The organism is Herbidospora sp. NBRC 101105 (assembly GCF_030269205.1).
GTDB classification, from domain to species: Bacteria; Actinomycetota; Actinomycetes; order Streptosporangiales; family Streptosporangiaceae; genus Herbidospora; species Herbidospora solisilvae.
Map to the genome: position 1 here is coordinate 290,513 of NZ_BSSX01000003.1, position 26,627 is coordinate 317,139.

Below are 26,627 nucleotides of genomic sequence, written 5' to 3' on the forward strand. Positions count from 1 at the left end.
CAGGCCATGGGCATGTCGGCGGCTGAACAGCGCATCCTGACGGAGATCGAACACTCCCTGCGCACGAACGACCGGGCCTTCGCCACCCGGATCGACCGCATGAACGCCGCGCAGGCGACCGGCCGCCGACCCAAATGGACCGTCACGGCCGGGACGGTGCTGGTGGTGGCCGGGATCATGACGGGGCTCATGGTGGCCGTGGTCGTGCTGGCCGCCTTCCACATCTAGTCGAGGCCGGTTCGGCCCTCGGCCCAGTACGCCTTGCCGAAGACCTTCCCCGGGGCGGGCGTCCAGCCGCCGGCCGCGCGCCTGACCGGGCCCACGGTCGCGGCGTCCCCGGTGACGACCAGGTCGTAGGCGCCCGTTCCGGCGGCGGCGAGCAGGTCACGGCGGTCGGCGGTCTTCGGCACGACCGTCGCGGTCACCCCGAGCCCGGCCAGGACCTTCGTGTACTCGGCCGGGTCGGCCGCCTCCAGCAGGTAGGTGACGCCGTCCGGCCGGGTCTGCCCGAGCGCGGCGGCCAGGCCGACGCTGGTCTCGTCGCCGACGAACACCACCTCGGACGCGACCCCCGTCAGGTCGATCGAGCGGCGGGGGCCGAACAGCTCGCAGGCGTCGCCGGGCGTCACCCGGTCGAACCAGCGGGCGGCCGGTCCGGCGCCGTGGACGTAGGCGACCAGCGAGACCGTGCCCTCGGCGGTGTCCCACCCGAACGGGGTGTAGGTGCGCCTGGTCATCGTGCCGCGGTCGGTGCGGAGCTGGACCTTGCAGCCCGGCGTCCACGGCGCGGTCCGGAAGCGGTCGGACCGGAGTTCGACTCTCACGAAGTGCTCCGACAGCGCCGTCTTCGCGGTGACGACCGCCTGGGTGAAGAAGGCCCCGCTGGCGAGGTCGGCGAGCCGTTCGGTGATCCGTGCCATGGCGCCCGACTCTAGCGTCACCGCGCCGCCGGTTGGCGCCCCCGGTTCCACCACAGTGACAGGCCCGCTCCGGCGAACGTCAGCAGCGTGCCGAGCAGCACGAACCAGACCGTCGTCTCCCGCTCGGCCCGGTGCAGGCCGATCTCGCTGGGCAGGTCGGTCAGGACGTCGGTGAGCTGCCCGGCGTCCTCGGCGCGGAAGTACTTGCCGCCGGTGGTGTCGGCGACCTCGGTGAGGGTCTCCTCGTCGATCTGCATGACCCGGCGCAGTCCGCTGTCGTCGCCCCAGCGGCCGAAGCCTCCGCCGCCGCCCCGCCAGTTGTCCCCGCTGACCTGGTCGGCGGTGCACACCATCGCGGCCGGTTCGGTGGTGCCGAAGCCGATCGTGAAGACCCGCAGGCGCCGGGCGGCGGCCTGTTCGGCGGCGGTGATCGGGTCGACGCCGGTGGTGTTGGAGCCGTCGGTGAGCACCACGATCGTGTCGGGCTGGAAGTCGCCCGGCGCGGCCGGGGCGTTCAGGTCGACGCCGGTCTCGGTGACGTCGGTGTTGTACTCGGCGATCGTGTCGATCGAGGTGAGGATCGCCTGGCCGATCGCGGTGCCCCGGGAGGTGCGCAGGCCGTCGACGGCGTCGAGGAGCTGATCCTTGTCGGTGGTCGGGGGGACGAGCAGGCCCGCGATGCCGGCGAAGGCGACCAGGCCGATGCGGGTGCCGTCGTCGCTCTGCTCGATGAACGCGCGGGCGGCCTCGCTGGCCGCCGTCAGGCGGTTGGGCTCGACGTCGGTCGAGCACATGGAGCCCGACGCGTCCATGGCCAGGATGATCGAGGTGTTGTCGGCCGGCACCGTGACCATGGCCTGCGGGCGGGTGAGGCTGAAGCCGATCAGCAGCAGTCCGACCAGGAACAGCGCCACCGGGACCCGGCGCCGCCACGCGCTGCGGCCGGGGATCGCCGCGCGGATCAGCCCGACGCTGGAGACGACGATCGCGGAGCGTTTGCGGCGGCGGTTGAACCACCAGCGCGCCAGCAGGAGCAGCGGCACGACCAGCAGCGCGAGCAGGGCCAGGGGCCAGCTGAGCGACATCAGACGATCCTCCCGTGCCAGCGGGTGCCGAGCAGGCCGCCCAGGGTGAGCAGCAGCAGCCCGGCTCCGGCGAACGGAGCGGTCAGCTCTAGGGGCTCTTTCTTCATGGTCAGCCGCAGGTCGATGGCGTCGGCCGAGGCGGCCAGCGCCTGCGCGTCAGCGGCCTCGTGGTACTTGCCGCCGGTGACCTGGGCGACCGAGGAGAGCAGCTCCGCGTCGAGCGCGGTGGCCAGCCGGAAGCCGTCGACCTCGACGGTCGAGCCCCGGGCGGTGCCGACGCCGACGGTCTGGACGCGCACTCCCGACGCCGCCGCGAGCTCGGCCGCCGCCGCGACGTCGGGGCCGCCCATCTCCTGGCCGTCGGAGAAGACGACGATCGTCGCCTCGGGGAAGTAGCCGAGGCTCTGCGGCTGCTGCCCCTCTTCCGGCAGCGCGACCGGCTTGCCGGTGATGGTGCCGAGCCCGACGAGGATGGCCCGGCCGAGCGAGGTGCCGCCGCTCGCCCCCGCCCGGCCGATCGCGGCCAGCACCGCGCCGCGGTCGTCGGTCGGGGCCTGGGTGAGCAGCGCCTGGTCGCCGAAGAGGATGACCCCGATGTCCACCGAGGACGGCTGCCGGTCGACGAAGCCCTTGGCGGCGGCCTGCGCGGCGGCCAGCCGGGAGGGCCGCACGTCGTCGGCCTTCATGCTGTTGGAGACGTCGAAGGCGAGCAGCACGGTGCCCGAGATGCGCGGCACGCTGACCTCGGCCTGCGGGCGGGCCAGCCCGGTCAGCAGGATCGGCAGGGCCGCGAGGAGGAGGGCGTACGGGAGGTGCCGGCGTAAGCCGCCGCCGGCCAGGCCGGCGAAACCGGCCGCCGCGAGGGTGGCGTCGCGCCGCCTCTGGATTGCGACGTAGGCGGCCACCGCGCCGATCGTGAGCAGCACGGCGAGCACGAGCACGAGGGGCTGGTCGAAGGTCACCGGGCCCTCCGTCCACGCACGAGGCCGAGCAGGGTGGCCACCAGGTCATGGTCCGTCGTGACGCGGTGGGCGTCGACCCCCGCCCGGCGCATGGCGTCGGCGAGCTCGGCCTCCCGGGCCGACACCTGTTCCGCCAGCCGTCCGCGCAGCAGCGGGTCGCTGGAGTCGACGAGCAGCTGCTCGCCGGTCTCGGCGTCCTCGACCACGATGAGGCCGAGGTCGGGCAGGTCGAGCTCCGACGGGTCGACGACGCGGACGACCACGACCTCGTGCCGGTGGGCGAGCATGCCCAGCGGCCTCTCCCAGCCGGGGTCGCCGATGAAGTCGGACATGACGACGACGAGGCTGCGCTGCCGGATCGTCGCGGCGGCCAGCCGCAACATCCCGGCCAGGTCGGTGGTCGCCTTCGCGAACGCCGACTCCCGCATCAGGTCCCTGGCCAGGCGGAGGACCTGGTCCCGCCCGGTGCGCGGGGGGATCAGGCGGTGCTCGGTGTTGTCGTAGAGGATCGCGCCGACCTTGTTGCCGCCGCGGGAGACGATGCGGGCGATGCTGACCGCCAGGTCGGTGGCGGCCTGGGTCTTCCCGGCCCGCATCGAGGCCGAGCGGTCGACGACCAGCCAGGCGGTCATCTCCCGGTCTTCGGTGTAGAGGCGCACGAACGGCTCGTCGAGCCGCGCGGTGACGTTCCAGTCGATGTGCCGGACGTCGTCTTCGGGCAGGTAGCCGCGCAGGTCGGTGAAGTCGATGCCGGCGCCGCGCCACACCGTGCGGTAGGCGCCCTGGAGCCGGCCGTCGAGCCGTCTGCTCAGCCGCCACTCCAGGCGGCGCAGCAGCCGGTCGGGCGGGGTGGCCATCGGTCAGCGTCCCCGGCCGGCCGGCCTGGGCACCGGCAGGTTCGCCAGGATCTTCGACAGGATCAGGTCGGCCGTCACGTCGTCGGACAGGGCCTCGTAGGACAGGACCAGCCGGTGCCGGAACACGTCGAGGGCGAGGTCGAGGAGGTCCTCCGGTACGACGTACTCCCGCCCCCGGATGTAGGCGAGCGCGCGGCCCGCGAGCACCAGGTTGATCGACGCGCGCGGGCTGGCGCCGTAGGTGACGTATCTGGCCAGGTCGTGCTGGCCGACGCGGGAGGGGTCGCGGCTGGCGTGGGCGAGCTGGACGGAGTATTCGATCAGCGACGGGTCGACGTAGACCTGGTCGGCCTCCTGCTGGAGGTCCCTCAGGTTCTCGGGTTCGATGATCTTCTGGATGGCGGCCGTGCGGGTGAGGGCCCGTTCGACGACCACGAACTCCTCGGTCGTGCTCGGGTAGCCGACCAGGACCTTCATCATGAACCGGTCGACCTGCGCCTCCGGCAGCGGATAGACGCCCTCGTTCTCGATCGGGTTCTGGGTGGCCATGACCAGGAACGGGTTCGGCACCCGGTGGGTGTCGCGGCCGATGGTGACCTGGCGTTCCTGCATGACCTCCAGCAGGGCGCTCTGCACCTTCGCCGGGGCCCGGTTGATCTCGTCGGCCAGCAGCAGGTTGGTGAACACCGGCCCGAGCTGGACCTGGAACTCGCCGCTCGGCTGGTGGTAGACGCGGGTGCCGACGATGTCGGCGGGCACCAGGTCGGGGGTGAACTGCACCCGGCGGAAGTCGCCGCCCATCGCCTCGGCCAGCGACTTCACGGCCAGCGTCTTGGCGAGGCCGGGCACGCCCTCGACGAGGATGTGCCCCCGCGCCAGCAGCGCGACGAGCATGCGCTCAAGGAGGGCGTCCTGGCCGACGATGGTCTTCTTGACCTCGTACAGGAGCTTCTCGATCGGGCCGGACGGCACGGTCTCGGGGTCGTTCCAACTCACGGGGGAGGGTCCTTCCTCACAGGGGCGGGGCCGGGCCGTCGCCGATCGCGGTGCCGATGGGCATGGCGAAGCCGATCCCGATGAACGTGCCGGCGTCGGTCGGGTTCGCGAGGGAGACGACGATGCCGATCACCTGGCCTCGGTCGTTGACGAGCGGCCCGCCGGAGCTGCCCGGGTTGACCGTCGCGTCGAACTGGATGTGCCCCTCGGTGCCCGCGACCTCGCGGTTCAGGCCCGAGACCACGCCGGTGCTGGTGCTGAGGGTGAGCCCGAGCGGGTTGCCGATCGCGACGACGTCGTCGCCGACCTGGGCCCCGCCGCCGAGCGTGGCGGGTACGAGCGTGCCGGGGAGTCTCTCCGGCAGAAGGGTCGCGATGTCTTTTTCCGCATCGCTGGCCGCGACCTTGGCCGGCGTCCGGCTGCCGTCGGTGTAGGCGACCTCGATGGACGAGGCCCCGGCCACCACGTGGGCGGCGGTGAGGATGGTGCCGTCGGCGTTGGCGATGACGCCGGTGCCGATGGCCGAGGTGGTCATGCTGGCGTGGTCGGACTCGTCACGCTTGGTCTCGATGCGGACGATGGACGGCAGGAGCGTCTGGTAGACCTCGGCGGCGGATAACGGGGTGTCGGAGGGGGACGGTGACGGGCTCGGGGCGGCGGTTTCCGGTACGTCGCCTCCGCGGAAGAGGACCATCGCGGTGATCACCACGGCCCAGACCACGGCGGCCGCGACGAGCAACCATGACTTCGGCCCTTTGGTCATGAACCGACGGTACGTGCGAGTCCTGAAAACTTCCTTAAAGGGCGCCCTTGGGGTGTCTGATCGTTTTCACGGCATCCCGGCGCCGTCGGCGATCGCCTTCAGCGCGGCCAGGTGACGCGCGAACGCCGCGTGCCCCTCGGGGGTGAGCTTGAGCCAGGTGCGCGGGCGTTTTCCCAGGTAGCCCTTGACCACCTCGACGTATCCGGCCTTCTCCAGCGTGGTGACGTGCTTCGACAGGGTCGGGTCGGTGACCTCGACGGCGTCGCGCACGAACGCGAACTCGACCTCGCCGGCCGCCGACAACACGGCGACGACGGACATCCGGACCGGCGAGTGGATGACCTCGTCGAGATCGTGGCGGGGATGGCTCACGCGGCCCGGCTCTCCGCGTGGGCGCCGGCGAAGAAGGGGGCCGCCACGGCAGCCGCGCCGACGAGCGCGACCAGGGGCTCGCCGTGCCAGCCGGCCAGCACGAGGACGAGCACGTAGCCGACGTGCAGCAGCATCCCGGCCGCCAGCGAGACGGAGTAGCGGCGGAGGTAGCCGCGCGGCCTGACGCTCTGCCGGCTCGCGTACCAGCCCACCCACGCCGCGCAGATCGCGGCCCAGGCGGCGGGGAGGAACGTCCAGGCGCCGGATACGAACGCCGTCGTGAACTCGGTCGCGAACAACACGCCGCCCAGCGCGAGCAGGACGGTCACGGGCCACCTGCCCGCGGCGCGCACCGTCTCCCGGTGCGCCTCGGCCGCCCGCAGGACGGCGGCCGCCTCATCTCGATCCATGGTTGGATGATGGCAACTACTTTCCATGTTGGCAAGTAGTTTCCGGTCAGCAGGTGCCGAGCATGTCGCGGAGGGCCGACTTCTCCCTCGGGGTGACCGACAGGCGGTAGTGGTGTTTCACGGTGATCCAGTCGCGGGCGTACACGCACCAGTACGCCCGCACCGGAGGCCGCCAGTTGGCCGGGCTGTGGCCGCCCTTGGCCACGTTGACCGACTCGCTCACCGCGACCAGTTCGGGCCGGGTCAGGTCGTGGGCGAAGGCGTGCCGCCGGGCGGGGCTCCAGCGCCACGCCCCCGAGATCCACGCGTTGGCGAGCGGCACCACGTGGTCGACGTCGAGTTGCGCGGTGTCGGTCAGGGTCCGGTCGTCGTAGGGGCTGTACCAGCGCCCTTCGGCGCCGCCGCACTCCTCCCCGGTGCCGGGCGAGAGGTCGCTGCGCAGCAGGACCCGCTGGCGGGTGTCGCAACCCGCGGCTCCGTCGCGCCGCCAGCCGGTCATGAACTTCGAGCGCTCGTAGCGGGCGAGGACCAGGGCGCTGGCGGGCTTCACCTGGAGCCGCTCCAGCGCCGTGCGGGCGGGGAGCGTGCCGGCGGAGGCGGGCAGGGCGGCGGAGACGAGCAGGGCGGTCATGAGAACGGCGGTCATGACCGAGGCGATACCCAGTGATTACAGAGAGTAGTCGGTCGGCCGTCCTGATCGGGCCGCGCTTTACGGTGCCCTCACAAGCTATCTTCTACATTGGGTAAAAGTTCAGTGGAGGGAGCGGGCCATGGGGAGTGTCCGTACCAAGGTCGCGGCGATGCGGGAGAAGGACCGGCGGGCCGCCGCCCAGCGCCGGGCGCGACTGGTCTCGGTGGGTGTGGTCGGGCTGTTCGTCGTGGTCATCGCCGGGTTCCTGGTGTTCGACCGGGCCCAGACCGCCTCGGCCGACGGGAGTTACGTCCGGGAGGACAGCCACGTGTTGTCGAAGGCGGCCGACGGGAAGGTCACGCTGGTCGAGTTCCTCGACTTCGAGTGTGAGGCGTGCCGGGCCTACTTCCCGGTCGTGGAGGAGCTGCGGAAGAAGTACGAGGGCCGGGTCACGTTCGTGGCGCGCTACTTCCCGATCCCCAGCCACTTCAACGCCGAACGCGCCGCCCGCGCGGTCGAGGCCGCCGCCCAGCAGGGGCGGTTCGAGGACATGTACAAGCGCATGTTCGAGACCCAGCAGCAGTGGGGCGAGAAGCGGGTGCCGGCCGACCCGCTGTTCCGGACCTTCGCCGAGGAGCTCAAGCTCGACCTGGCCGCCTGGGACAAGGCCTACGCCGACCCCGCCACGCTGGCGCGCATCCGCAAGGACCAGTCCGACGGCGAGGCCCTGGGCGTGAGCGGCACGCCGACCTTCTTCCTCAACGAGCAGAAGATCCAGCCGGAGTCGGCTGAGGCGTTCGAGGCGGCGCTCGATGCGGCCCTGGCCGGTTGACCGGGCCACCGCGAGGTGGTTGCTGGGCGGCGGCCTGATCGGGCTGGTCGCCGCGTTCGTCCTGACGGTCGAGAAGATCGCGCTGCTGAAGGACCCGTCGTACGTTCCGACGTGCAGCATCAACCCGCTGCTGTCGTGTGGCTCGATCATGAAGACGGCGCAGGCCGAGGTGTTCGGCTTCCCGAACCCGCTGCTCGGGATCGCCGGGTTCGCCGTCGTGGCGTGCGTCGGGATGGTGCTGCTGACCGGCACGGAACTGCCGTCGTGGTTCGGCTGGTCGGTGCGCGGCGGGTTGCTGCTCGGGGTGCTGTTCGTGCACTGGCTCATCTACCAGAGCCTGTACGTCATCGGCGCGCTCTGCCCCTACTGCATGGTCATCTGGGCGGTCATGATCCCGATGTTCGTCTACGGCTGGTCGCGCAGCCCCTACCGGATCCTGATGGTGACGGCGTGGTACCTGCTGATCATCGCCCTGATCCTGCTCAGGTTCTGGAGTCTGGTACGCATGTGAGCAGGTCGGCCGACGGGTGGCAGTCCCACACCAGCCACGGCGCGACCAGCACGGCCACCGGCCCGCTGAGCACGAGCAGCGCCGACGAGTAGACCAGCACCGACACCCACCACACCGCCTGACGGCCCCGGGCCAGCAGGCGGCGGACCCGCTCGACCACCCCGGCGTCGGCGACGCCCAGCCCGCCGGCCGGGGCCGGGGCCGTCATCGCGACCAGGGCGCGGGCCAGCGGGATCGGGTCGCGGGCGTGGTCGTCGGCGATCATCTCCAGCAGCACCGCCACGGCCTGCCGGGCGGTGCGGGCGAACGGCAACCAGGCGAACGCCTTGGCCAGCGCCACGAAGGGCAGCAGCACCAGATCGTGGCGGCCCTTCGCGTGGGCGCGTTCGTGTCTCAGCACGGCCTGGAGCTCGGCCGCCGACAACGAGTCGATGGCCCCCTGGCTGAGCACCACCCGGCCGCCCGCTCCCGGCACGCAGTAGGCGAGGCGGCGGGCGCTCGGCAGGACGTACACGTCGGAATCGGGGAGGTGCTCCGCCGCCACGTCGACCAGCAGCCGCTGGCGGCGGCGTTCGGCCAGCGCGACCACGGCCGCCCTCGCCGTGTGGGCCGTCAGCCAGACCAGCACCCCGGCCGACCAGGCCAGCGCGGCGAACTCGGCCCAGCCCAGGCCGTGGAAACCGTGTCCCCACGCCAGCTGGCGGACGAACGTGTGCATGCCGTGCGGGAAGACGGCGTCGAGCGGGGCGACCGCCGCCACCAGCCCGGCGGTGATCACGCCGAGCCCGGCCGACAGGGCGACGGCCTGCCAGAGCGCCAGCGCCGCCCGGGGGTGCCGCCACGTCCATTCGGCCTTCGCCAGCCGCGACGCGAAGCTCATCGGCAGCAGCGCGACCAGGGCCGACAGTAACCACGGGGTCATCGGGCGTCCCTCGCGTCGAGGGCCTCGCGCAGCGCCGCGGCGACCTCGGGGGAGACCGTGCCGACGAACCGCTGCACGGCCCCTTCGAGGTCGCCGGCCTCGTCGAGGGCGGCCCGCATCGCCTCGGCGACGACGGCGTCCTTGTCGACGGCGGCCCGGTAGAGGTGGGCGCGGCCGACCCGCTCACGGGACACCAGGCCCTTGCGGGTCAGCCGCACCAGCACGGTCAGGACCGTGGTGGTCGCCGGTCGCGACGGCAATTTCGCCGCTAGGTCGTGGGCGAAGACCCCGTCGGGGTGTTCCCACAGGGCGTCCATGATCGAGCTCTCGAGAGTGCCCAGCCGTGCCATGCCCTACAGAGTACGCAAACCGGGTCTCTAGGCGGGGGCGCCGTCACCGGATCGGCGCACGCGGTAGCGCAGGTGCGTGACGCCGGTGCCCTCGACCACCCTGACCGGTCCCTCGAACTGGACCGGCGCGATGCCGAGGTCGGCGAACAGCGGGGTGCCGCCGCCGAGCAGCACCGGCACGAGCTCCACGCCGACCTCGTCGAGCAGGCCCGCCTCCAGCGCCTGGCGGGCCATCTGGCCGCCGTTGACCACGACGTCCTTGCCGCCCGCGAGCTCCTTCGCCTTCGCCACGGCCGCCTCGATGCCCTCGTCGACGAACACGAAGTTCGGCCGCTCCTCCGGGACGCGGTGCGTCAGCACGACCACCGGGACGCCCATCGGGTGCATGCCGCCCCACGCGCCGGTCATGTCGTAGAGGTGGCGGCCGACGACCAGGGCGCCGATGCCGCCGTGCTCCTCGGCCATCAGGTCGGCGCTGGCGCGCGACAGGCGCAGCGGCGGGACGTTCGGGCTGGCGCCGACCACCTCGACGTCGCCGTTGCCGTACCACTGGAACAGCAGGTCGAAGCCGCTGTCGCCGGGGCCGGCGATGAAGCCGTCGAGGGACATCGTGCCGCCGGTGATGACCTTGCCCATTTTTGGTGTCTCCTTCGGATTCTTGGTCTTCCGTCAACGCGTCGTCCGGGTTGCCGTGGTTTCGACATCGGGTCTCCAAAAATTTTTTATCCGGGCATACCGGCCACCCGATCGGCGGTTGGCTCAGGTGTGCAAGCGATTGGGGGATCGGGAGCATGTGTGGAATCACCGGCTGGGTGGACTACGAGCGCGATCTGACGGGAGCACGCGAGATCGCGCAGGCCATGACCGACACGATGAGCTGTCGGGGGCCCGACGACGAGGGGCTCTGGCTCTCTCCGCACGCCGCGATCGGGCACCGGCGCCTCGCCATCATCGACCTCGCCGGAGGACGGCAGCCGATGATCGCCGAGGCCGACGGGCGCGACCTGGCGGTGCTCACCTACAGCGGTGAGGTCTACAACTTCCAGGAGCTCCGCGACGAGCTGGTCTCGCGGGGGCACTCGTTCCGGACGTACAGCGACACCGAGGTCGTGCTCCACGCCTACCTGGAGTGGAGCGAGGACCTCGCCGAACACCTGAACGGCATGTTCGCCTTCGCCGTCTGGGACACCCGGAAGGAGGAGCTGATCCTGGTCCGCGACCGGATGGGGATCAAGCCGCTCTACTACTACCCGACCCACGACGGGGTGCTGTTCGGATCGGAGCCGAAGGCGATCCTGGCCAACCCGATGGCCGAGCGGGTCGTCGACGCCGACGGGCTGCGCGAGATGCTCGCGTTCGTGAAGACGCCCGAGGTGGCGATCTTCAAGGGCATGTACGAGGTCCGCCCCGGCCAGATCGTCAAGATCCGCCGGGAGGGCGTCACCAAGCGCCGGTACTGGCGGCTCACGTCGTACGAGCACACCGACGACATCCCGGCCACGGTGCTGAACGTGCGCGGGCTGCTCGACGACATCATCGCCCGCCAGCTCATCAGCGACGTGCCGCTGTGCACGCTGCTGTCGGGCGGGCTCGACTCCAGCGCCGTGACCGCGCTGGCCGCGCACGACCTGAAGGCGCAGGGCCTCGGCAGGGTCCGGTCGTTCTCGGTCGACTTCACCGGCTACACCGAGAACTTCAAGCCCGACGCCGCCCGCTCGACACCCGACGGGCCCTACGCCCACGACCTGGTGCGGCACGTCGGGTCGGACCACACCGACATCGTGCTCGACTCGGCCGACCTGATCGAGCCGGCCGTCCGGGCGGCGGTGCTGCGCGCACGTGACCTGCCGGTCGGCATGGGCGACATGGACACCTCGCTCTACCTGCTGTTCCGCGCGATCCGCAGCCACTCCACGGTGGCCCTGTCGGGTGAGTCGGCCGACGAGGTGTTCGGCGGCTACCAGTGGTTCCACGACCCCAAGGCCGTCAACGCCGACACCTTCCCGTGGCTGGCCGTCGGCGACGTCGTGGGCCAGCTGAACCTGGACCTGGTCGACCAGGATCTGCTGCGGATGCTCGACATCCCCGGCTACCAGGCCGACAGCTACCACGACGCGATGGCCGAGGTGCCGCGTGTTCCCGGCGAGACCGGGCTGCAGGCGCGGATGCGGGAGATCAGCTACTTCAACCTGACCCGGTTCGTGCAGATGCTGCTCGACCGCAAGGACCGCATGAGCATGGCCGTCGGGCTTGAGGTCCGCGTGCCCTTCTGCGACCACCGCCTCGTCACCTACGTCTTCAACGCGCCCTGGGCGATGAAGACGTTCGACGGCCGGGAGAAGAGCCTGCTCCGCGCGGCCTGCGCCGACATCCTGCCCGACTCGATCCTGCGCCGGGTCAAGTCGCCCTACCCCTCGACGCAGGACCCGACCTACGGAGTCGCGCTCCGCGACGCCGCACGCGAGCTGCTGCTCGGCGACTACCTGCCGAGCCAGGAGATCATGGATCTCGTCGACGCCCGTAGGCTGGTGAGCCGGTCCGACGGCCAGCCGCTGCCGAGGCCGCCGCTGGAGCGGCTGCTCCAGCTCGACGCCTGGCTGAAGGACTACGAGGTCAAGGTGAGCGTCTGAACCGGCGACGGGTCAGCACGATCAGCGCGGCGCCCTCCAGCGACGCGACCGCGCCCGCGAGGGCGAGGACCAGGAGGGCGTCGCCGTTCATCCCGGTGAAGGGCAACTCCTCGGGCTTGGCCCCGGTGACACCGGAATCGCGGTCGGCCTGCGAATCACCGTGGAGGCCAGGATCACGCTCGGCCCGCGAATCCCCGTGAACGCCGGAATCGCGCTGTACGCCGGAATCGCCGTTCACCCCGGAATCGCGATGCATTTCTGAATCGCGGTTGATGTCCGAGTTGTCCGACCCGGTCTCGAAGTTCAGGCCGTCCACATTGCCCTGAATGCCGTCGACGTGATGGTTCACCGGCTTTCCCTGGTGCCCGTCCGGCTCGACCGGGGGGTCCACGGGGTCCACGGTTCCCTCGGGGGGCAGCACCCTGATCGAGACCTCTGTCAAGCCCGGACCCTCCGTCGCCAGCGCGGCTGTCGGCGTGACGGCCGCGAACATCAGTCCCGCCAGCGCGGCGATGCTTTTTCTCATTTCTCCCCCGTATATCCCTGCCCTCCGGCCCATATACCCAATTGGGGGAAGTAAGGCGCATCGGGGGAAGCTTTACGGAATACCACCCCGCCGAAAACCATGAATGGAGAGTAGGAATCCACGGACGATCTAGAGCAGTGCTCTTGGCGGTCGATTGACTACCTTCTCGAATTGATCGCTATGGGGGGCATTGCGGATGGTCAATTCGGTTCGGGGCGGCACGGCGGGATTCCTCGTCGTGTTGTGTCTTTTCTTGACCCAAGGCACACCGGTTCGGGCGGCCGAACCAGAGCCCGCCTTCTCGATGCAGGTCACGCCGACCCGGCTGGTCGTCCCGGCGGCGGGGACCTCCGAGCACCGGTTCGACGTGACCAACAAGGGCCGGGAGACGTTCCAGGTCACCGTCGAGAAATCGGACTTCGTCGCCGGTGAGTCGGGAGCGATGCGGTTCCAGCCGGGCGCGCCCCACGCGGCGGCGGCCTGGGCCGAGGTGGAGCCGGCCCAGGTGACGGTGCCGCCGGGGGAGACCCGGCCGGTGACGCTGCGGGTGGTCGTGCCGGAGAGCCCGGAGCCCGGCGACCACCAGTTCGCGGTCATCTTCAAGGTCCCGGCGGCGAAGACCACGGCGAACATCCGGATCAACCGGGGCATCGCCGCGCCGGTGTTCGTCACCGTGCCCGGGGCGATCGACAGGTCGGCCGAGATCGCCGACCTTCAGGTGCCCGGGTTCGTGCTCGGCGGGCCGGTGCCGATCACCGCGCGGATCCGCAGCACCGGCACGGTGCACCGGGACTTCCGGGGGCTGGAGCGCCTCAAGGTCCAGGCCGGTGGTTCGGAGGTGTCGTTCCCCGACTTCACGGTCGTGCGCGGCGCGACCCGCGAGGTGGCGGCCACCTGGGACCCGCCGCTCGTCTGCTTCTGCGACGTGACCGTGGCGGTCCCCGGCGGGAACACCCGGACGGTGCAGGTGGTCGTCTTCCCGCTGCACCTGGTCGTCGCCCTCGTCGCCGTCGTGATGGGCGGCGTGCTGATCTGGGTCGTCGTCCGGCACCGGTACCGGCGCCGGGTCGAGTCGGCCGCGCGTGAGCTGGCGGGGAGTGGCAGCCGTGTTTAAGCGGGTGCTCGCCGTCGCCCTCGTCGCGACGGCCGTCCACGTCCCCGTGTCGGTCTCCTACGCAGCCGGGTCGACCCTGTTCGTGCAGTCGTTCAAGAACAACACGATCGACCCCGCCTATCCGGTGTCGATCCCGGCGCTGCCCTCGGGGTCGACGGGCAGCAACGTCGCCTGTCTGTCGGCCGCCGGGAACACCACCGGGACCGGGCTCAAGAGCTGCACCACCTCGACCGAGGTCAACGGCTCGGGCGCGCTGCGGCTGACCAGCGCGGTCACCAGCCAGCAGGGCGGGATCTTCGGCGCCACGTCGGTGCCGACCTCACAGGGCCTCGACGTGACGTTCAACATGTACCAGTACGGCGGCGGCGGCGCCGACGGCATGGCGTTCGTCGCCGCGGCCGTCGACCCGGCCAACCCGGTGCCGCCCGCCACCATCGGGCGGCCCGGCGGTTCGCTGGGATACTCGCCGTTCTCGACCGGCGCGGGCCTGGCCAACGCCTATCTGGGCTTCGGCTTCGACGCGTACGGCAACTTCAGCAACGCCTCCTACCAGGGCACCGGGTGCACGAACCCGCCCTACATCTCGACCACCGGGACCGTGCCCGGCCAGGTAGTGGTGCGCGGGCCGGGCGCGGGCACCGTCGGCTACTGCGCCCTGAACAGCACCGCCACCTCGACGAACTCGGCGGCCCTGCGGCTGCGGGGCACCACCCGGGCGGCGTCGGCGGTCCCGGTCGCGATCGCCATCAACCCGACGTCGAGCACGCTGACCACCGCAGCCGGTCTGTCGGTCGCGGCGGGCACCTACGTGGTCCAGTTCACCCCGGTCGGCGGCACCGCCCGCACGCTGACGGGCGCGCTCCCCACGGTGTCGTCGAGCCTCTACCCGTCGCCCACGTGGACGACGGCGGCGGGCATCCCCCGGCAGCTCGCGTTCGGCTGGGTCGCCTCGACGGGCGGCGTCACCGACTTCCACGAGATCGACAACGTCGTGGTCAACAGCCTCAACCCGGTGCCCGACCTGGCCGTCACGCAGACGAGCTACAACGGCTCGGCGCCGAAGCCGGGCGACCCGGTGACCTACACGGTGAGGCCCGTGGTGTCGGCGACGGGCGCCGCCGAGACGCTGCCGATCACGGTGACCGAGACCCTCCCGGCCGGGGTGGTGCCCGTGGGCGCGTTCGGCAACGGCTGGGTCTGCGGCGCGCCGTCAGGCCAGAAGATCACCTGCACGAACTCCACCACCCCGTTCCCCAGCGGCACGACCCTGCCGACGATCACCGTCGTCGGCATCGTCACCGGAAACGCGGTGACGCCCTCGACCGTCCAGACCGGCTCGACCGTGACGGTCTCCTCCAACGACGGCAACCCGGGCATCGCGACCACCACCACGGCGGGCACGATCCCGGCCGCGCCGTCGGGCATCACCCTGTCGACCACCAGCGGCACCATCGCGGGCGGCGGCAGCGTGACCGTCAGCGGGTCGAATTTGAGCGGCGCGACCGCCATCGAGATCGGCACCACGGCCGAGCAGCAGGCCGGCACCCCGGTCGTGCTGCTGCCGTGCTCCAGCGTGATCACCACGAACTGCTTCGTCGCGAACGCCAACGGCACGCTGACGATCCCGTCGATGCCGTCGCGTTCCTCGGCGGCGGCCGTGACCGTGACGGTGGTGACTCAGGGCGTGGCGGGGGCCGCCGCCTACACCTACACCTCCGCGCCCGGCACGCCGGCCGCTCCCACCGCGACGGCGGGCGCCACCAGCGCGACCGTGACGTGGACGGCTCCCGCGCCGAACGGCAGCCCGATCACGGGCTACGTCGTCACGCCCTACCTGAACGGCGTCGCGCAGACGCCGATCTCCTATCCCTCCACCGCGACGACGCAGACGCTGACCGGCCTGACGGCCGGGGCCTCCTACACCTTCACCGTCGCGGTCGTGAACGCCGTCGGCACCGGGACGGCGAGCCCGCAGTCGAACGCGGTCGTGCCCTACACCGTGCCGGGGCGGCCGACGATCACCTCGGCCACCGCCGGTGACCTGTCGGCCACGCTGACCTGGTCGCCTCCGGCGTCGAACGGCGGCAGCACGATCACGGGCTACGTCGTCACGCCCTATCTCAACGGGGTGGCGCAGACGCCGGTCTCCTATCCGTCCACCGCGACGACGCAGACGGTGACCGGGCTGACGGCGGGGGCGTCGTACACCTTCACGGTCGCGGCGGTGAACGCGGCGGGCACGGGGTTGCCGTCGACGGCGTCCACGACCGTGACGCCGAACGCCAACCCGCAGCTCACCTTCGGGCCGCCGCCAGGCGGGCAGGTGAACGTCGTCTACAACGTGCCGCTGACGATGACGGGCGGCACCGCGCCGGTCACCTGGTCGGTCAGCGCCGGATCGTTGCCGCCGGGGGTGACGCTGAACCCGTCGACCGGCCTGCTGTCGGGCACGCCGACGTCGGCGGGCAGCTACGGCTTCACCGTCAGGATCGTCGACGCGAGCGGGCAGAGCGACACCCGGGCGGCGACGGTCACGATCCTGCCGCCGCCCGTGCTGACCATCCCGTCGCCACCGGCCGCGCAGGTGGCCGTGGCCTACAACCTGCCCCTGTCGGTGTCGGGCGGCACCGCCCCCTACACCTACTCGCTCGCCTCGGGCACGCTGCCGCCGGGGCTGACGCTGAACACCACGTCCGGCCTGATCTCGGGCACCCCGACGACGCAGGGGACCTACGCCTTCACGGTGAAGGTCACCGACACGAACGGGCAGAGCGACACCAGGTCGGGGTCGATCACGGTGGGGGCCGGGCCGCTGGTCATCACCAAGTCGGCCAACCAGTCGGCCGCGGTGCCGGGGTCGACGGTCTCGTACACGATCACCGTGGCGAACACCGGCCCGTCGGCCTTCACCGGGGTCACCCTGAGCGACGCGCTGGCCGACGTGCTCGACGACGCCGCCTACAACGGCGACCTCGCCGCCACGCTCGGGACCGCGTCGTTCGCCGGGCAGAACGTCACCTGGACCGGCAACCTGGCCGCCGGGTCGACCGCGACGATCACCTACTCGGTGACCGTGGGGACGAACGGGAACGGCATCCTGACCGACACGGTCTCCTCGCCGACCTCGGGCACCAACTGCGCCGTGTCGAGCGGTGACAGCCGCTGCCGGTCGACGGTCACGCTGCAGTCGCTCGTGATCGGCAAGACCGCCGACACGGCCAACCCCACGCCGGGGGCGACCGTGAACTACACGATCACGGTCACCAACACGGGGAAGACGGCGTACTCCCCGGCCACGTTCTCCGACGCGCTCGCCGGAGTGCTCGACGACGCGACGTACAACGACGACGCGGCGGCGACCTCGGGCACCGTGACCTACGGTGCACCGACGTTGTCGTGGTCGGGCAACCTGCCCGCGGGCGCGTCGGCCACCATCACCTATTCGGTGACGGTCCGCGACCCCGACGCCGGTGACCGCTCGCTGACCAACACGGTGACCTCGGCCAGCCCGGGGAACAACTGCCCGTGCACGATCAGCGTCACGACCCTGGTGCCGCGGCTCACCGTCACGACCGCCACCGACGTGTCGAGCACGACGCCCACCGGCGTGGTGCGCTACACGGTGACCGCCACCAACACCGGGCAGACGACCTATCCGGCGGCGAACTTCACGCTGGCCCTGGCGGGAGACGCGACCTACGCCAACGACGCCACCGCCACCTCGGGCAACCTGACGCTGAACCCGAACGGGACGATCACCTGGACCGGCCCGCTCGCGCCCGGCCAGTCGGTGACCGCCACCGCGTCGGTCACCGTGAACAACCCGGCCACGGGCACGCTGACCGGCAACGTCACCTCGACGACGGCCGGCCTGAACTGCGTGTCGTGTACGACCTCCGTCCCGATCCTGCAACCCCGGCTCACCCTCACGAAGACCGCCGCTTCGCCGACCGTGACACCGGGCGGCACGGTCACTTACACGATCACCGCCGCCAACACCGGCCAGGTCCCCTACCAGGGGGCCACGTTCACCGACTCGCTGACGGGCGTGCTCCCCGACGCCGTCTACAACGGCGACGCCTCGGCCACCTCCGGCACGGTCGCCTACAACGCGCCCGTGTTGTCGTGGACGGGCGACCTCGCGGTGGGGGCCACGGCGACGATCACGTACACGGTGACCGTGAAGAACCCCGACCCGGGCGACCGGCTCATGTCCAACACGGTGGTGTCCCCGGTCCTGGGCGGCACCTGCCCGCAGGGGTCGCCGAACCCCGACTGCACCGCCGTGGTGAACGTGCTCGTGCCCGGCCTGTCGATCACCCGGCAGGCCGACCGGACCACCGCCGTCCAGGGCGACGTGATCCGCTACACGATCACGGCCGAGAACACCGGCCAGACGCCCTACACGGGGGCGACCCTGACCGACCAGCTGGCCCAGCTCCTCGACGACGCCGTCTTCAACGCAGACGCCGCCGCCACGTCAGGAACGGTGTCGTACACCGCGCCGAACCTGACCTGGACGGGCGACCTCGCGGTCGGCGCGACCACGACGATCACCTATTCGGTGACGGTCCGCGACCCCGACCCCGGCGACGGGCTGATCACCGGCACGGTCGTCTCGACCGACCCCGGGTCGACCTGCCCGGCCGGCTGCTCGTCGACGGTACGCCTGTCCCGCCTCGCCCTGAGCCAGGCCTACACCGAGACCAGCACCACACCCGGCTCGGTCATCCACCTGAGCGCGACGTTCGCCAACACGGGCCAGACGCCCTACACGGGCCTGACCGTGTCGGCCTCCAGCCTCGACGTGATCGACGACGCCGTCCCGAACGGCGACCAGGTCGCCACCTCGGGGACCCTCGTGCTGGGGCCGACCGGCATCAACTGGACGGGCGACATCCCCGTCGGCGGCACGGTGACCGTCACCGGGACGCTGACCGTGAAGAACCCCGACACCGGCAACAAGATCATCCGGGGCACGCTCGTCTCCGACGCTCCGGGTGGCTCCTGCCAGGCCGGCGGCACGAATCCCGCCTGCACCGCGCGGATCGACGTGCTGATCCCGGCCCTGACGATCACCACCACGCCGGACACCACCACCCAGGAGCCGGGGGGCGTCGTCCACTACACGACGACGATCACCAACAGCGGCCAGACGCCCTACACCGGGATCAGCGTGACCGACGACCTGACCGGCCTGCTCGACGACGCCGTCTACAACGGCGACGCGTCGGCCACCGCGGGCACGGCCGTCTTCGCCACGCCGCAACTGCACTGGACGGGCGACCTCGCCGTCGGCGCCACCACGACCGTCACCTACAGCGTGACCGTCCGCGACCCCGACGCGGGGGACAAGCAGCTCATCAACGCGGTCACCTCGGCCGAGCCCGGCAGCACCTGCGTCTCGGCCTGCACGTCGCGGGTGGTCGTGCTCACTCCGGCGCTGACCGTGGCGACCTCGGCCGACCGGCAGACCGCCGTTCCCGGCGACACCGTCACCTTCACCACGACGATCACCAACACCGGCCAGACGCCCTACACGGGCGCCACCGCGCTCACCGGCCTGGCGGGCCTGCTCGACGACGCCGCGTACGGCGGCGACGCCGTCGCCACGTCGGGGTCGGTCGCCTACACGGCGCCCACGCTCACCTGGACCGGGAACCTCGCCGTCGGCGCCAGTACGACGATCACCTTCACGGCGGTCGTCGACAACCCCGACCTGGGCGACGAGCGGCTGACCGCGGTCACGACCTCGGCCGCGAAGGGCGCCAACTGCCCGGCGGGATCGGCCGACACGCCGTGCGCGGTCACCGTGGTGGTCACCGACGCCACCGATCTCACCTTCACCAAGACGGCCGACCCGTCGTCGGCGGTGCGGGGCGGGGTGGTGACGTACACGATCACCGTGGCCAACTCCGCCGCCACGACCTATGTGGGGGCGACCTTCACCGACCCGCTGACGGGGGTGCTGGACGACGCGTCGTACAACGGCGACCTGTCCGCGACGTCGGGCACAGCCGCCTTCACCTCGCCGAACGTGACCTGGACGGGGAACGTCCCGGCCGGGGGCACGGTGACCGTCACCTACTCGGTGACGGTCGATCCGGCGGGCGGCTCCGGCGACGACCTGCTCACCGGGACGCTCACCTCCCCCTCGCCCGGGGGCAACTGCCCGGCCGGGGGCGCCGACCCGCGCTGCTCGGCCACGGTCACCGTGTCGGAGTTGGAGATCACCGCGTCGTCCAGCGCGGCCACCGTCAAGCCGGGGGAGACGGTGCAGCTCACCACCGTGTTCACCAACACCGGGCAGACGCCCTACCGAGGGATCAGCGTGGCGATCCCCGTCGGCGGCTTCGTCGGCGACGTCACGCCGACCGGCGAGCAGACGGTCACCTCGGGGACGTTGTGGGTCGACGGGTTCGACCTCATGTGGACGGGCGACGTCCCCGTCGGCGGCAGCGTCACGGTGTCGGCGATGTTCACCGTCAACTCGCCGCCGACCGGGGACCGGCGGATCGTCACCCGGCTGGTGTCGGCCGCGCCGGGCTCGAACTGCCCGGCAGGCGGCACCGACCCGGTGTGCGCGATCGACGTGCCCGTGCTGCTGCCGCAGCTCACCATCGCCAAGACGGCCGACCGCGCGATGGCCCAGCCGGGCGACGTGGTGGCGTACACGATCACGATCGCGAACACCGGCGAGACGCCCTACACGGGCATCGGCGTCGCCGACCCGCTGGCGGGCGCCCTCGACGACGCCGTGTACGGCGCGGACGCCGCCGCCACGATTGGATCGGTGGCCTTCGCCGACTCGGTGCTGACCTGGACCGGCGACCTGGCGGTGGGGGCGTCGGCGACGGTGACCTACACGATGACCGTGCGGTCGCCCGACCCGGGCGACAAGATCATGGCAAACACGGTGACGTCGGACGCCGAAGGGGTGTCGTGCGGGGCCTGCACGAGCAACGTCCAGATCCTCACCCCGGCGCTGACGATCGTGAAGTCGGTCAGCCCGGAGTCGACGGCGCCGGGCGGGACGGTGACCTACACGGTCACGGTCACCAACACCGGGCAGACGAACTATCCAGCGGCCACGTTCACCGACGCGCTGGCGGGGGTGCTCGACGACGCCGTCTACAACAACGACGGCAGCGCCACGCGGGGGACCGTCGGCTTCTCGGCCGGCGAGCTCACCTGGACGGGCGCGCTGGCCCCCGGCCAGTCGGCGACGGTCACCTACTCGGTCACCGTCCGCGACCCCGACCCGGGCGACCGGATGTTGTCGAGCCGGATCACCTCGCCGACGGTCGGCGGCAACTGCGGGACCGACCCGCGTTGCGAGACCGACGTGCCGGTGGCGGTGTTCACGGTCGTCTCCGCCGCCGACCGGACGGTCGCGATGCCGGGAGACGTCGTGCGCTACACGGTGACCGCGACCAACAACGGCCGCACCACCTTCACCCCGGCCGACTTCACGCTGTCGCTGGCCGGCGCGCTGGCGAACGCCCAGTACAACAACGACGCCCAGGTCAGCACCGGCGGCCTGACCTTCAACGCCGACGGCTCGGTCACCTGGAACGGCGCCCTGGACCCCGGCGAGTCGGTCACCGCGACGGCCTCGATCACCGTGATCGATCCCGGAGGCGACGGCGGCACCCTGACCAGCGAGGTCACCTCGACCACCCCGGGTCTCGACTGCCAGGCCTGCACGACCACGGTCACCGTGCTCATCCCGCAACTGACGCTGACCACGGTCGCCGACCGGGAGACCGCGACCCCGGGCGACGTCGTGACCTACACGATCACCGCCAGGAACACCGGTGAGGCGCCCTACCAGGACGCGACCTGGAGCACGTCCCTGATCGGTGTGCTCAACGACGCGGACTACAACGGCGACGCCACGGCGACCTCGGGCGTGGCGGCCTACGCCGAGCCGACGTTGTCGTGGACCGGCGACCTGGCCGTGGGCGCGGTCGCCACGGTCACCTTCTCGGTGCGCGTCAAGGACCCCGATCCGGGCGACGGCCGGCTCATCCAGCAGGTGGTGTCGCCGACCAGGGGCGCGACCTGTCCGGGTGGCCCGTCGTGCTCGACGACCGTGCGGGTGCTGACGCCGCAGCTCACGATCACCAAGCGGGCCGACGCGGCGAGCATCGTCGCCGGGGGCGTCGTGACCTACACCGTGACGGTCGCCAACACGGGGCAGACGCCGTACACGGGGGCGACCTACACCGACCCGATCGGCGGGGCGATCTACGGCGGCGACGCCTGGGCGTCCACGGGCTTCGTCTCGCCCGTCGACGGTGAGCTGATCTGGACGGGCGACCTGGTGGAGGGCGCGACCGCGACCGTCACCTACTCGGTGCGGATCGACCCGGCGGCCGGGAACGGCTCTCTGGCCACCACGATCACGTCGCCCACCCGTGGCTCCAACTGTGCGGTGGGCTCGGCCGACCCGCGCTGCTCGACGACCATCACCGTGATCGCCCAGAGCATCACCGTGGCCGACCTGACCAGGAGCTTCACCCTGACCGGTCCGCCCGACACCACCCAGCGGGGCGACGGCATCGTGACGATGAACGTCATCACCAACAGCCCGACCGGCTACACGGTGACCGTGCGGTCGTCGGCGTCCGCGCTGACCTCGCCGGTCACCGGCGCCTCGATCCCGATCTCCGCGCTGAAGGTGCGCTCGCCCGAGACCTCGGGATTCGAGCCGCTGTCGGCGACGACGCCGATCGTGGTGCACCGGCAGCCGGGACCGTCGGCGCAAATCGGAGATTCGCTCTCGAATGATTATGAGGTGGATATTCCATTTGTCCCGACAGGAAACTATTCAGTGACCCTCGACTACATTGCCGGCACATCGTGAGTTTAACTGCGGGAAAACGCGGTGATCATGGCTGTCGAGGTTAATTGAAAGGGATGGCACAAATGCCTGACATGAAAATCGCGTGCGCGGCCTTCGCCTGCGTCGCGGGCGTGCTGCACGCCGTGCCCGCCGCGGCCGACACGGCCACCGGCAACACCGAGGCGATCGTCGTGGTCACCGACGAGATCACGCTCACCGAGCTGACCCCGTCGTTCACCCTGACCGGTGTGCCGGGCGCGGTCGTGACCACCGGATCCCCGGTGACCATGCGCGTGACCACGAACAACTTCGCCGGCTACACCGTCACGGTGCAGCCGACGACGCCCAACCTGCTGCCGTCGATCGCCGGCAGCACCGACGTCATCCCGGCCTCGCTGCTGGAGGTGAGCGGGCCCGCCCAAGCGGGCACCTTCACCCCGCTGAACCCGGGAACGCCGGTCGTCGTCGACACCAAGGCGTCGGCGTCGGCGCCCACGGGCGACATCATCGCGAACAACTACCGCATCACCATTCCGTTCGTCCGCCCCGACACCTACACGGGCACGCTGAATTACATCGCCACCACGCTCTGAGGCCGGAAGAATGGCCGGCGGAATATCCGTCCGCCGGCCTCTGGGGGGACCATGGCGTTTTGGGGAAAAGCCGCGGGAATAATCGCCGTACTGCTCGTCGCGGCGCCGGCCGCGCACGCGAAACCGAAGGCCCAGCTGACCATCGCGGTCGAGGGCGGCAGCGATTCGATCAAGCAGGGGCAGCGGCTGACGTACACGACGACGGTGGTCAACACCGGCGCCGGTGACGCCAGGTCCCTCGACATCAGCCAGACGATCGACCCTGCGCTGACGCTGGTCTCCTCGTCGCCGCCGGGGAAGGCGGCCGACGGCCGGGTGCACTGGATCCACCCGCTGAAGGCCGGCGAGACCGTGACGTTCAGCGTGACCATGGACGTGCAGCGGCTGACGCCGGGCCTCAAGCGCCTGGCCGTGGTCTCCTGCGCGGCCCGCGGGGGCGAGGCGCGGCCGCTGGTGTGCGCGACCGACTCGGCCCCCGTGGCCGCCCCCGCGCCGGTGGCCATGAAGACCCAGGGGTCGTCGGCGTCGCTGACCTGGGGGGTGGGCGCCGCCCTTTTGGCGGTGCTCGGCGTGCTCGTCTGGCGCCGCCGTCTGAGCGCTCCTACGCGCTGAGCGACGTCAGGCAACCCTTCAGCACCCGCTTGAGTTCGGCGATCTCGGCCGGGCCCGCCGCCGCCACGAGCGGCTTCGTGGCCTGGAAGACGCGCCCCGGCATCCGGGCGTCGTCTTCCTCCAGATGCTCGGCGTCGGGACAGCTCTTGCGGTCGTGGTCGACACGACGATCATCAGAGGGAGGGCTGCCGCCCGCCGCGACCACGGAGAAGGAGAGGCCGCTGATCCGCATCGGGATCTTCCTGGTCGGCGCGTTGTTCCCCGGCCAGACCTCCGGCGAGGTGCTGCGGAACACCGTCGAGACGGTCGTCGCCGCCGAGCGGGCCGGCTTCGACGACGCCTGGCTCGCCGAACACCACTTCATGTCCTACGGCGTGATCCCCTCGGCCGTCACGCTCGCGGGGGTGGCCCTGGGCCGCACGTCGCGCATCCGCGTCGGGACGGCGGTGAGCGTGTTGTCCACCCGCCACCCGGTCGCCCTCGCCGAGGAGGCCGCGATCCTGCACCACACGTCGGGTGGCCGCTTCGAACTCGGCGTGGGCCGGGGCGGGCCGTGGGTCGACCTGGAGGTCTTCGGCACCGGCCTGCCCCGGTTCGAGCGGGGCTTCGCCGAGTCGCTCGACCTGCTCGGCGCGGCGCTGACCCGGGAGAGCGTCTCGGCCGACGGGGAGTTCTTCCGCTTCCGCGAGGTGCCGATGACGCCCTCGCCGCCGGGCCTGCGCCCGGTCGTCGCCTGCACCTCGGACGAGACCGCCGACCTGGCCGCCGCGCGCGGCCTGCCGATGTTGCTGGGCATGCACGTCGGCGACGACGAGAAGGCCGCCATGCTCGCCCGGTATCACGACCGGGCGCTGACCGGCTGTTCGCCGCCGCGCGCGGAGACGGCTGACCACGTCGGGGCCGCCGTCGGTTTCGTCGCCGACACGACCGAGGACGCGGTCGCCGAGCTCAAGAGGGCCATGCCCCGATGGCTGCGCCCCGGTCTGGCCGGTTATGTCCCGGTCGACGGCCGCCCGCGCGCCGCCCGCGACGTCGACGCCTACGTCGACCTGCTCTGCCGCATCCACCCGGTCGGCTCGCCGGAGCACTGCGTGCGGGTCATGCGCGAGACGCTGCGGACGACCGGCCTGACCCGGCTGATCCTCCTGGTGGAGGGCGCGGGCGACCACCGCAGGACGCTGGAGAACGTGGCCAGGCTCGGCCGGGAGGTTCTGCCGCACGTGTCCGGGGCGTGAACTCGAGATTGCCTATAAAAGAGGTAGGTAAAGTTGCCTATCCTGAGGGCATGACTCCCGTCATCGTGGTCGTGGGCGGTGGGGCCAGTGGCACCCTGGCCGCCGTTCACCTGCTGCACAACGCACGCACCCGCCGTCTCCCGCTGCGCGTCGTGCTGATCGACCGGTACGCCCGGCACGGTCTCGGTCAGGCCTACTCCACCACCGACCCCGCGCATCTCCTCAACGCCGCAGCCGCGAAGATGAGCGCCCTCCAGCACGACCCCGACGACTTCGTCCGCTGGGCCAGGGCGCCGGAGTGCGCCTTCCTGCCCCGGCAGACCTACGGTCACTACCTGCGCGAGGTTCTGGAACGTGCCCAGGACGGGCCCGAGCGCACCGTCCAGCGGGTCACCGGTGAGGTCGCGACGGTCTCGCGGCGGCCCTACCGGGTGGGCCTCGCCGACGGGAGGCGCTTCGACGCCGACGCGATCGTGCTCGCCACCGGCAACGCCGCCCCGGGGCTGCGGCTGCCCGGCGAACGATGTACCAACGACCCCTGGGCGGTGGGCGCGCTCGGCGAGGTCGCCGACGGCGACGTGCTCGTCGTCGGCACCGGCCTGACCATGGTCGACATGGCCGTCACGCTCAGCCGCGTGCCCGGCCGCACGGTCTACGCGGTGTCGCGGCACGGCCTGCTGCCCCGCGTGCACGTCGAGGGGCCGGTGACCCCGCGCCACGTCACGCTGCCCGAAGGGCCGCTGACCCTGCGGGTGCTCTTCCGGGCGGTGCGTGAGGCGGCCTCCGACGACGACTGGCGGGGCGTGGTCGACGGGCTGCGCCCGCGGGTGCCGGAACTGTGGTCCCGGCTCCCGCTGAGGGAGCAGCGCCGGTTCCTGGCGCTGGCGGCGCGCCACTGGGAGATCCACCGGCACCGGATCCCGCCCGTCACCGCCGCGAAGATCCAGAACCTGCGGTCGTCGGGCCGGCTGAAGGTGCTGAGCGGCTGCGTCGACGGGGTCACCCCCCGCGCCGACGGGGTGACGGTGCACCTGAAAGACCGTGACCTGCCCGTCTCCTGGGTGGTCAACGCCACCGGGCCCGGTTCGGTCTGCGCCCGCGACCCGCTGCTGACCCGGCTCATGGGCGACGGCCTGGTGCGGGCCGACCGGCTCGGGCTCGGCGTGGAGGCCGACGCGCGCGGCCGCCTCGTCGACGCCGTCGGCCGCGCCGACGACCGGCTCGTCACCCTCGGGCCGGTGCTGAGGGGCAGCCGCTACGAGACCACGGCCGTCCCCGAGATCCGCGGTCAGGCCGCGACACTCGCCCCCCACGTCATCGACGCGATCGCGCGCTGCCCAAGTGTGATCTAGATCACATAAGCGAATTGTGTGTTCACCGCGTCTTAATAGCGGGGAAATCACACATTTCAAAGGGGAAAATGTTGCCGATTTCGGGAGCTTTACGACGGGCGGTCAT

General features: G+C 71.5%; 24 protein-coding genes. 10 read left to right on the top strand and 14 right to left on the bottom strand.

What is annotated here, in order from left to right:
* Positions 1 to 12 precede the first annotated feature (12 nt).
* On the top strand, positions 13 to 228 hold the full coding sequence (locus QSK34_RS15255) for a DUF3040 domain-containing protein (RefSeq protein WP_285584576.1): 216 nt from the start codon (positions 13 to 15) through the stop codon (positions 226 to 228).
* Here the strand turns inward: QSK34_RS15255 and QSK34_RS15260 are convergent.
* The 9 genes from QSK34_RS15260 to QSK34_RS15300 all read right to left on the bottom strand — a co-directional run bounded on the left by QSK34_RS15260 (position 225) and on the right by QSK34_RS15300 (position 7,011).
* Positions 225 to 920 (bottom strand): siderophore-interacting protein, encoded by a 696-nt coding sequence (locus QSK34_RS15260; RefSeq protein ID WP_285584578.1) that lies wholly within the window; start codon positions 918 to 920, stop codon positions 225 to 227. The genes QSK34_RS15255 and QSK34_RS15260 overlap by 4 nt on opposite strands.
* A 17-nt stretch (positions 921 to 937) precedes the next feature.
* Positions 938 to 2,005, bottom strand: coding sequence for a VWA domain-containing protein (locus tag QSK34_RS15265; protein WP_285584580.1), 1,068 nt, complete (start codon positions 2,003 to 2,005; stop codon positions 938 to 940).
* Positions 2,005 to 2,967 (bottom strand): VWA domain-containing protein, encoded by a 963-nt coding sequence (locus tag QSK34_RS15270; RefSeq protein ID WP_285584582.1) that lies wholly within the window; start codon positions 2,965 to 2,967, stop codon positions 2,005 to 2,007. The genes QSK34_RS15265 and QSK34_RS15270 overlap by 1 nt, the downstream gene beginning before the upstream one ends.
* Complete coding sequence (locus QSK34_RS15275) at positions 2,964 to 3,824, bottom strand: DUF58 domain-containing protein (protein WP_161480871.1); 861 nt, start codon at positions 3,822 to 3,824, stop codon at positions 2,964 to 2,966. Before QSK34_RS15275 ends, QSK34_RS15270 begins: the two co-directional genes overlap by 4 nt.
* Positions 3,825 to 3,827: 3 nt before the next feature.
* Positions 3,828 to 4,820, bottom strand: a complete 993-nt coding sequence (locus tag QSK34_RS15280; RefSeq protein WP_285584587.1) for an AAA family ATPase — start codon at positions 4,818 to 4,820, stop codon at positions 3,828 to 3,830.
* A 16-nt stretch (positions 4,821 to 4,836) separates the two neighbouring features.
* Positions 4,837 to 5,583, bottom strand: a complete 747-nt coding sequence (locus QSK34_RS15285; RefSeq protein ID WP_285584589.1) for a S1C family serine protease — start codon at positions 5,581 to 5,583, stop codon at positions 4,837 to 4,839.
* A 66-nt stretch (positions 5,584 to 5,649) separates the two neighbouring features.
* Positions 5,650 to 5,955 carry a winged helix-turn-helix domain-containing protein gene (locus QSK34_RS15290; protein WP_285584591.1) on the bottom strand — a complete coding sequence of 102 codons (306 nt, stop codon included), beginning with the start codon at positions 5,953 to 5,955 and terminating at the stop codon, positions 5,650 to 5,652.
* On the bottom strand, positions 5,952 to 6,365 hold the full coding sequence (locus tag QSK34_RS15295) for a hypothetical protein (RefSeq protein ID WP_285584595.1): 414 nt from the start codon (positions 6,363 to 6,365) through the stop codon (positions 5,952 to 5,954). The genes QSK34_RS15290 and QSK34_RS15295 overlap by 4 nt, the downstream gene beginning before the upstream one ends.
* 46 nt (positions 6,366 to 6,411) lie before the next feature.
* Complete coding sequence (locus QSK34_RS15300) at positions 6,412 to 7,011, bottom strand: HNH endonuclease family protein (protein WP_285584596.1); 600 nt, start codon at positions 7,009 to 7,011, stop codon at positions 6,412 to 6,414.
* A 124-nt stretch (positions 7,012 to 7,135) separates the two neighbouring features.
* Between QSK34_RS15300 and QSK34_RS15305 the strand changes: the two genes are divergently transcribed.
* Positions 7,136 to 7,828 carry a DsbA family protein gene (locus tag QSK34_RS15305; RefSeq protein ID WP_285584599.1) on the top strand — a complete coding sequence of 231 codons (693 nt, stop codon included), beginning with the start codon at positions 7,136 to 7,138 and terminating at the stop codon, positions 7,826 to 7,828.
* Complete coding sequence (locus QSK34_RS15310; RefSeq protein WP_285584601.1) at positions 7,809 to 8,339, top strand: vitamin K epoxide reductase family protein; 531 nt, start codon at positions 7,809 to 7,811, stop codon at positions 8,337 to 8,339. The genes QSK34_RS15305 and QSK34_RS15310 overlap by 20 nt, the downstream gene beginning before the upstream one ends.
* On the opposite strand, the gene QSK34_RS15315 is transcribed toward QSK34_RS15310, so the two are convergent.
* The 3 genes from QSK34_RS15315 to QSK34_RS15325 are packed head-to-tail and all read right to left on the bottom strand — an operon-like array spanning position 8,311 to position 10,247.
* Entirely contained in the window at positions 8,311 to 9,261 is a 951-nt protein-coding gene (locus QSK34_RS15315; protein WP_285584602.1) for a M56 family metallopeptidase, read from the bottom strand. The genes QSK34_RS15310 and QSK34_RS15315 overlap by 29 nt on opposite strands.
* Positions 9,258 to 9,611 (bottom strand): BlaI/MecI/CopY family transcriptional regulator, encoded by a 354-nt coding sequence (locus QSK34_RS15320; RefSeq protein WP_285584604.1) that lies wholly within the window; start codon positions 9,609 to 9,611, stop codon positions 9,258 to 9,260. Before QSK34_RS15320 ends, QSK34_RS15315 begins: the two co-directional genes overlap by 4 nt.
* Positions 9,612 to 9,638: 27 nt before the next feature.
* A complete protein-coding gene (locus QSK34_RS15325; protein ID WP_285584606.1) occupies positions 9,639 to 10,247 on the bottom strand; it encodes a dihydrofolate reductase family protein in 609 nt (202 codons plus the stop codon).
* 155 nt (positions 10,248 to 10,402) lie between these two features.
* On the opposite strand from QSK34_RS15325, the gene asnB reads away from it, so the two are divergent.
* On the top strand, positions 10,403 to 12,241 hold the full coding sequence (gene asnB, locus QSK34_RS15330) for an asparagine synthase (glutamine-hydrolyzing) (protein ID WP_285584608.1): 1,839 nt from the start codon (positions 10,403 to 10,405) through the stop codon (positions 12,239 to 12,241).
* Here the strand turns inward: asnB and QSK34_RS15335 are convergent.
* On the bottom strand, positions 12,225 to 12,767 hold the full coding sequence (locus tag QSK34_RS15335; RefSeq protein WP_285584611.1) for a hypothetical protein: 543 nt from the start codon (positions 12,765 to 12,767) through the stop codon (positions 12,225 to 12,227). The genes asnB and QSK34_RS15335 overlap by 17 nt on opposite strands.
* 253 nt (positions 12,768 to 13,020) lie before the next feature.
* Between QSK34_RS15335 and QSK34_RS15340 the strand changes: the two genes are divergently transcribed.
* The 4 genes from QSK34_RS15340 (at position 13,021) to QSK34_RS15355 (ending at position 23,934) form a co-directional block, all read left to right on the top strand.
* A complete protein-coding gene (locus tag QSK34_RS15340) occupies positions 13,021 to 13,881 on the top strand; it encodes a COG1361 family protein (protein WP_285584613.1) in 861 nt (286 codons plus the stop codon).
* Complete coding sequence (locus QSK34_RS15345; protein WP_285584615.1) at positions 13,874 to 22,750, top strand: DUF7927 domain-containing protein; 8,877 nt, start codon at positions 13,874 to 13,876, stop codon at positions 22,748 to 22,750. Before QSK34_RS15340 ends, QSK34_RS15345 begins: the two co-directional genes overlap by 8 nt.
* A 62-nt stretch (positions 22,751 to 22,812) precedes the next feature.
* Positions 22,813 to 23,322, top strand: coding sequence for a hypothetical protein (locus QSK34_RS15350; RefSeq protein ID WP_285584617.1), 510 nt, complete (start codon positions 22,813 to 22,815; stop codon positions 23,320 to 23,322).
* Positions 23,323 to 23,373: 51 nt separating this feature from the next.
* Positions 23,374 to 23,934, top strand: coding sequence for a hypothetical protein (locus tag QSK34_RS15355; RefSeq protein WP_285584619.1), 561 nt, complete (start codon positions 23,374 to 23,376; stop codon positions 23,932 to 23,934).
* Here the strand turns inward: QSK34_RS15355 and QSK34_RS15360 are convergent.
* Positions 23,924 to 24,229 (bottom strand): hypothetical protein, encoded by a 306-nt coding sequence (locus tag QSK34_RS15360; RefSeq protein WP_285585308.1) that lies wholly within the window; start codon positions 24,227 to 24,229, stop codon positions 23,924 to 23,926. The genes QSK34_RS15355 and QSK34_RS15360 overlap by 11 nt on opposite strands.
* Here QSK34_RS15360 and QSK34_RS15365 point away from each other — a divergent pair.
* The gene (locus tag QSK34_RS15365; protein ID WP_285585299.1) at positions 24,159 to 25,169 is read left to right on the top strand and encodes an LLM class flavin-dependent oxidoreductase; all 1,011 of its coding nucleotides are present in this window, start codon (positions 24,159 to 24,161) and stop codon (positions 25,167 to 25,169) included. The two genes, QSK34_RS15360 and QSK34_RS15365, sit on opposite strands and share 71 nt — an antisense overlap.
* A 50-nt stretch (positions 25,170 to 25,219) precedes the next feature.
* Positions 25,220 to 26,521 (top strand): FAD/NAD(P)-binding protein, encoded by a 1,302-nt coding sequence (locus QSK34_RS15370; protein WP_285584621.1) that lies wholly within the window; start codon positions 25,220 to 25,222, stop codon positions 26,519 to 26,521.
* Positions 26,522 to 26,627: the final 106 nt, after the last annotated feature.

Coding starts and splice junctions, on each gene's coding strand:
- QSK34_RS15315 (WP_285584602.1), bottom strand. CDS start 9,261: ATGACCCCGTGGTTACTGTCGGCCCTGGTCGCGCTGCTGCCGATGAGC.
- QSK34_RS15260 (WP_285584578.1), bottom strand. CDS start 920: ATGGCACGGATCACCGAACGGCTCGCCGACCTCGCCAGCGGGGCCTTC.
- QSK34_RS15285 (WP_285584589.1), bottom strand. CDS start 5,583: ATGACCAAAGGGCCGAAGTCATGGTTGCTCGTCGCGGCCGCCGTGGTC.
- QSK34_RS15255 (WP_285584576.1), top strand. CDS start 13: ATGTCGGCGGCTGAACAGCGCATCCTGACGGAGATCGAACACTCCCTG.
- QSK34_RS15325 (WP_285584606.1), bottom strand. CDS start 10,247: ATGGGCAAGGTCATCACCGGCGGCACGATGTCCCTCGACGGCTTCATC.
- QSK34_RS15295 (WP_285584595.1), bottom strand. CDS start 6,365: ATGGATCGAGATGAGGCGGCCGCCGTCCTGCGGGCGGCCGAGGCGCAC.
- QSK34_RS15335 (WP_285584611.1), bottom strand. CDS start 12,767: ATGAGAAAAAGCATCGCCGCGCTGGCGGGACTGATGTTCGCGGCCGTC.
- QSK34_RS15355 (WP_285584619.1), top strand. CDS start 23,374: ATGGCGTTTTGGGGAAAAGCCGCGGGAATAATCGCCGTACTGCTCGTC.
- asnB (WP_285584608.1), top strand. CDS start 10,403: ATGTGTGGAATCACCGGCTGGGTGGACTACGAGCGCGATCTGACGGGA.
- QSK34_RS15300 (WP_285584596.1), bottom strand. CDS start 7,011: ATGACCGCCGTTCTCATGACCGCCCTGCTCGTCTCCGCCGCCCTGCCC.
- QSK34_RS15370 (WP_285584621.1), top strand. CDS start 25,220: ATGACTCCCGTCATCGTGGTCGTGGGCGGTGGGGCCAGTGGCACCCTG.
- QSK34_RS15310 (WP_285584601.1), top strand. CDS start 7,809: ATGCGGCCCTGGCCGGTTGACCGGGCCACCGCGAGGTGGTTGCTGGGC.
- QSK34_RS15265 (WP_285584580.1), bottom strand. CDS start 2,005: ATGTCGCTCAGCTGGCCCCTGGCCCTGCTCGCGCTGCTGGTCGTGCCG.
- QSK34_RS15320 (WP_285584604.1), bottom strand. CDS start 9,611: ATGGCACGGCTGGGCACTCTCGAGAGCTCGATCATGGACGCCCTGTGG.
- QSK34_RS15275 (WP_161480871.1), bottom strand. CDS start 3,824: ATGGCCACCCCGCCCGACCGGCTGCTGCGCCGCCTGGAGTGGCGGCTG.
- QSK34_RS15305 (WP_285584599.1), top strand. CDS start 7,136: ATGGGGAGTGTCCGTACCAAGGTCGCGGCGATGCGGGAGAAGGACCGG.
- QSK34_RS15350 (WP_285584617.1), top strand. CDS start 22,813: ATGCCTGACATGAAAATCGCGTGCGCGGCCTTCGCCTGCGTCGCGGGC.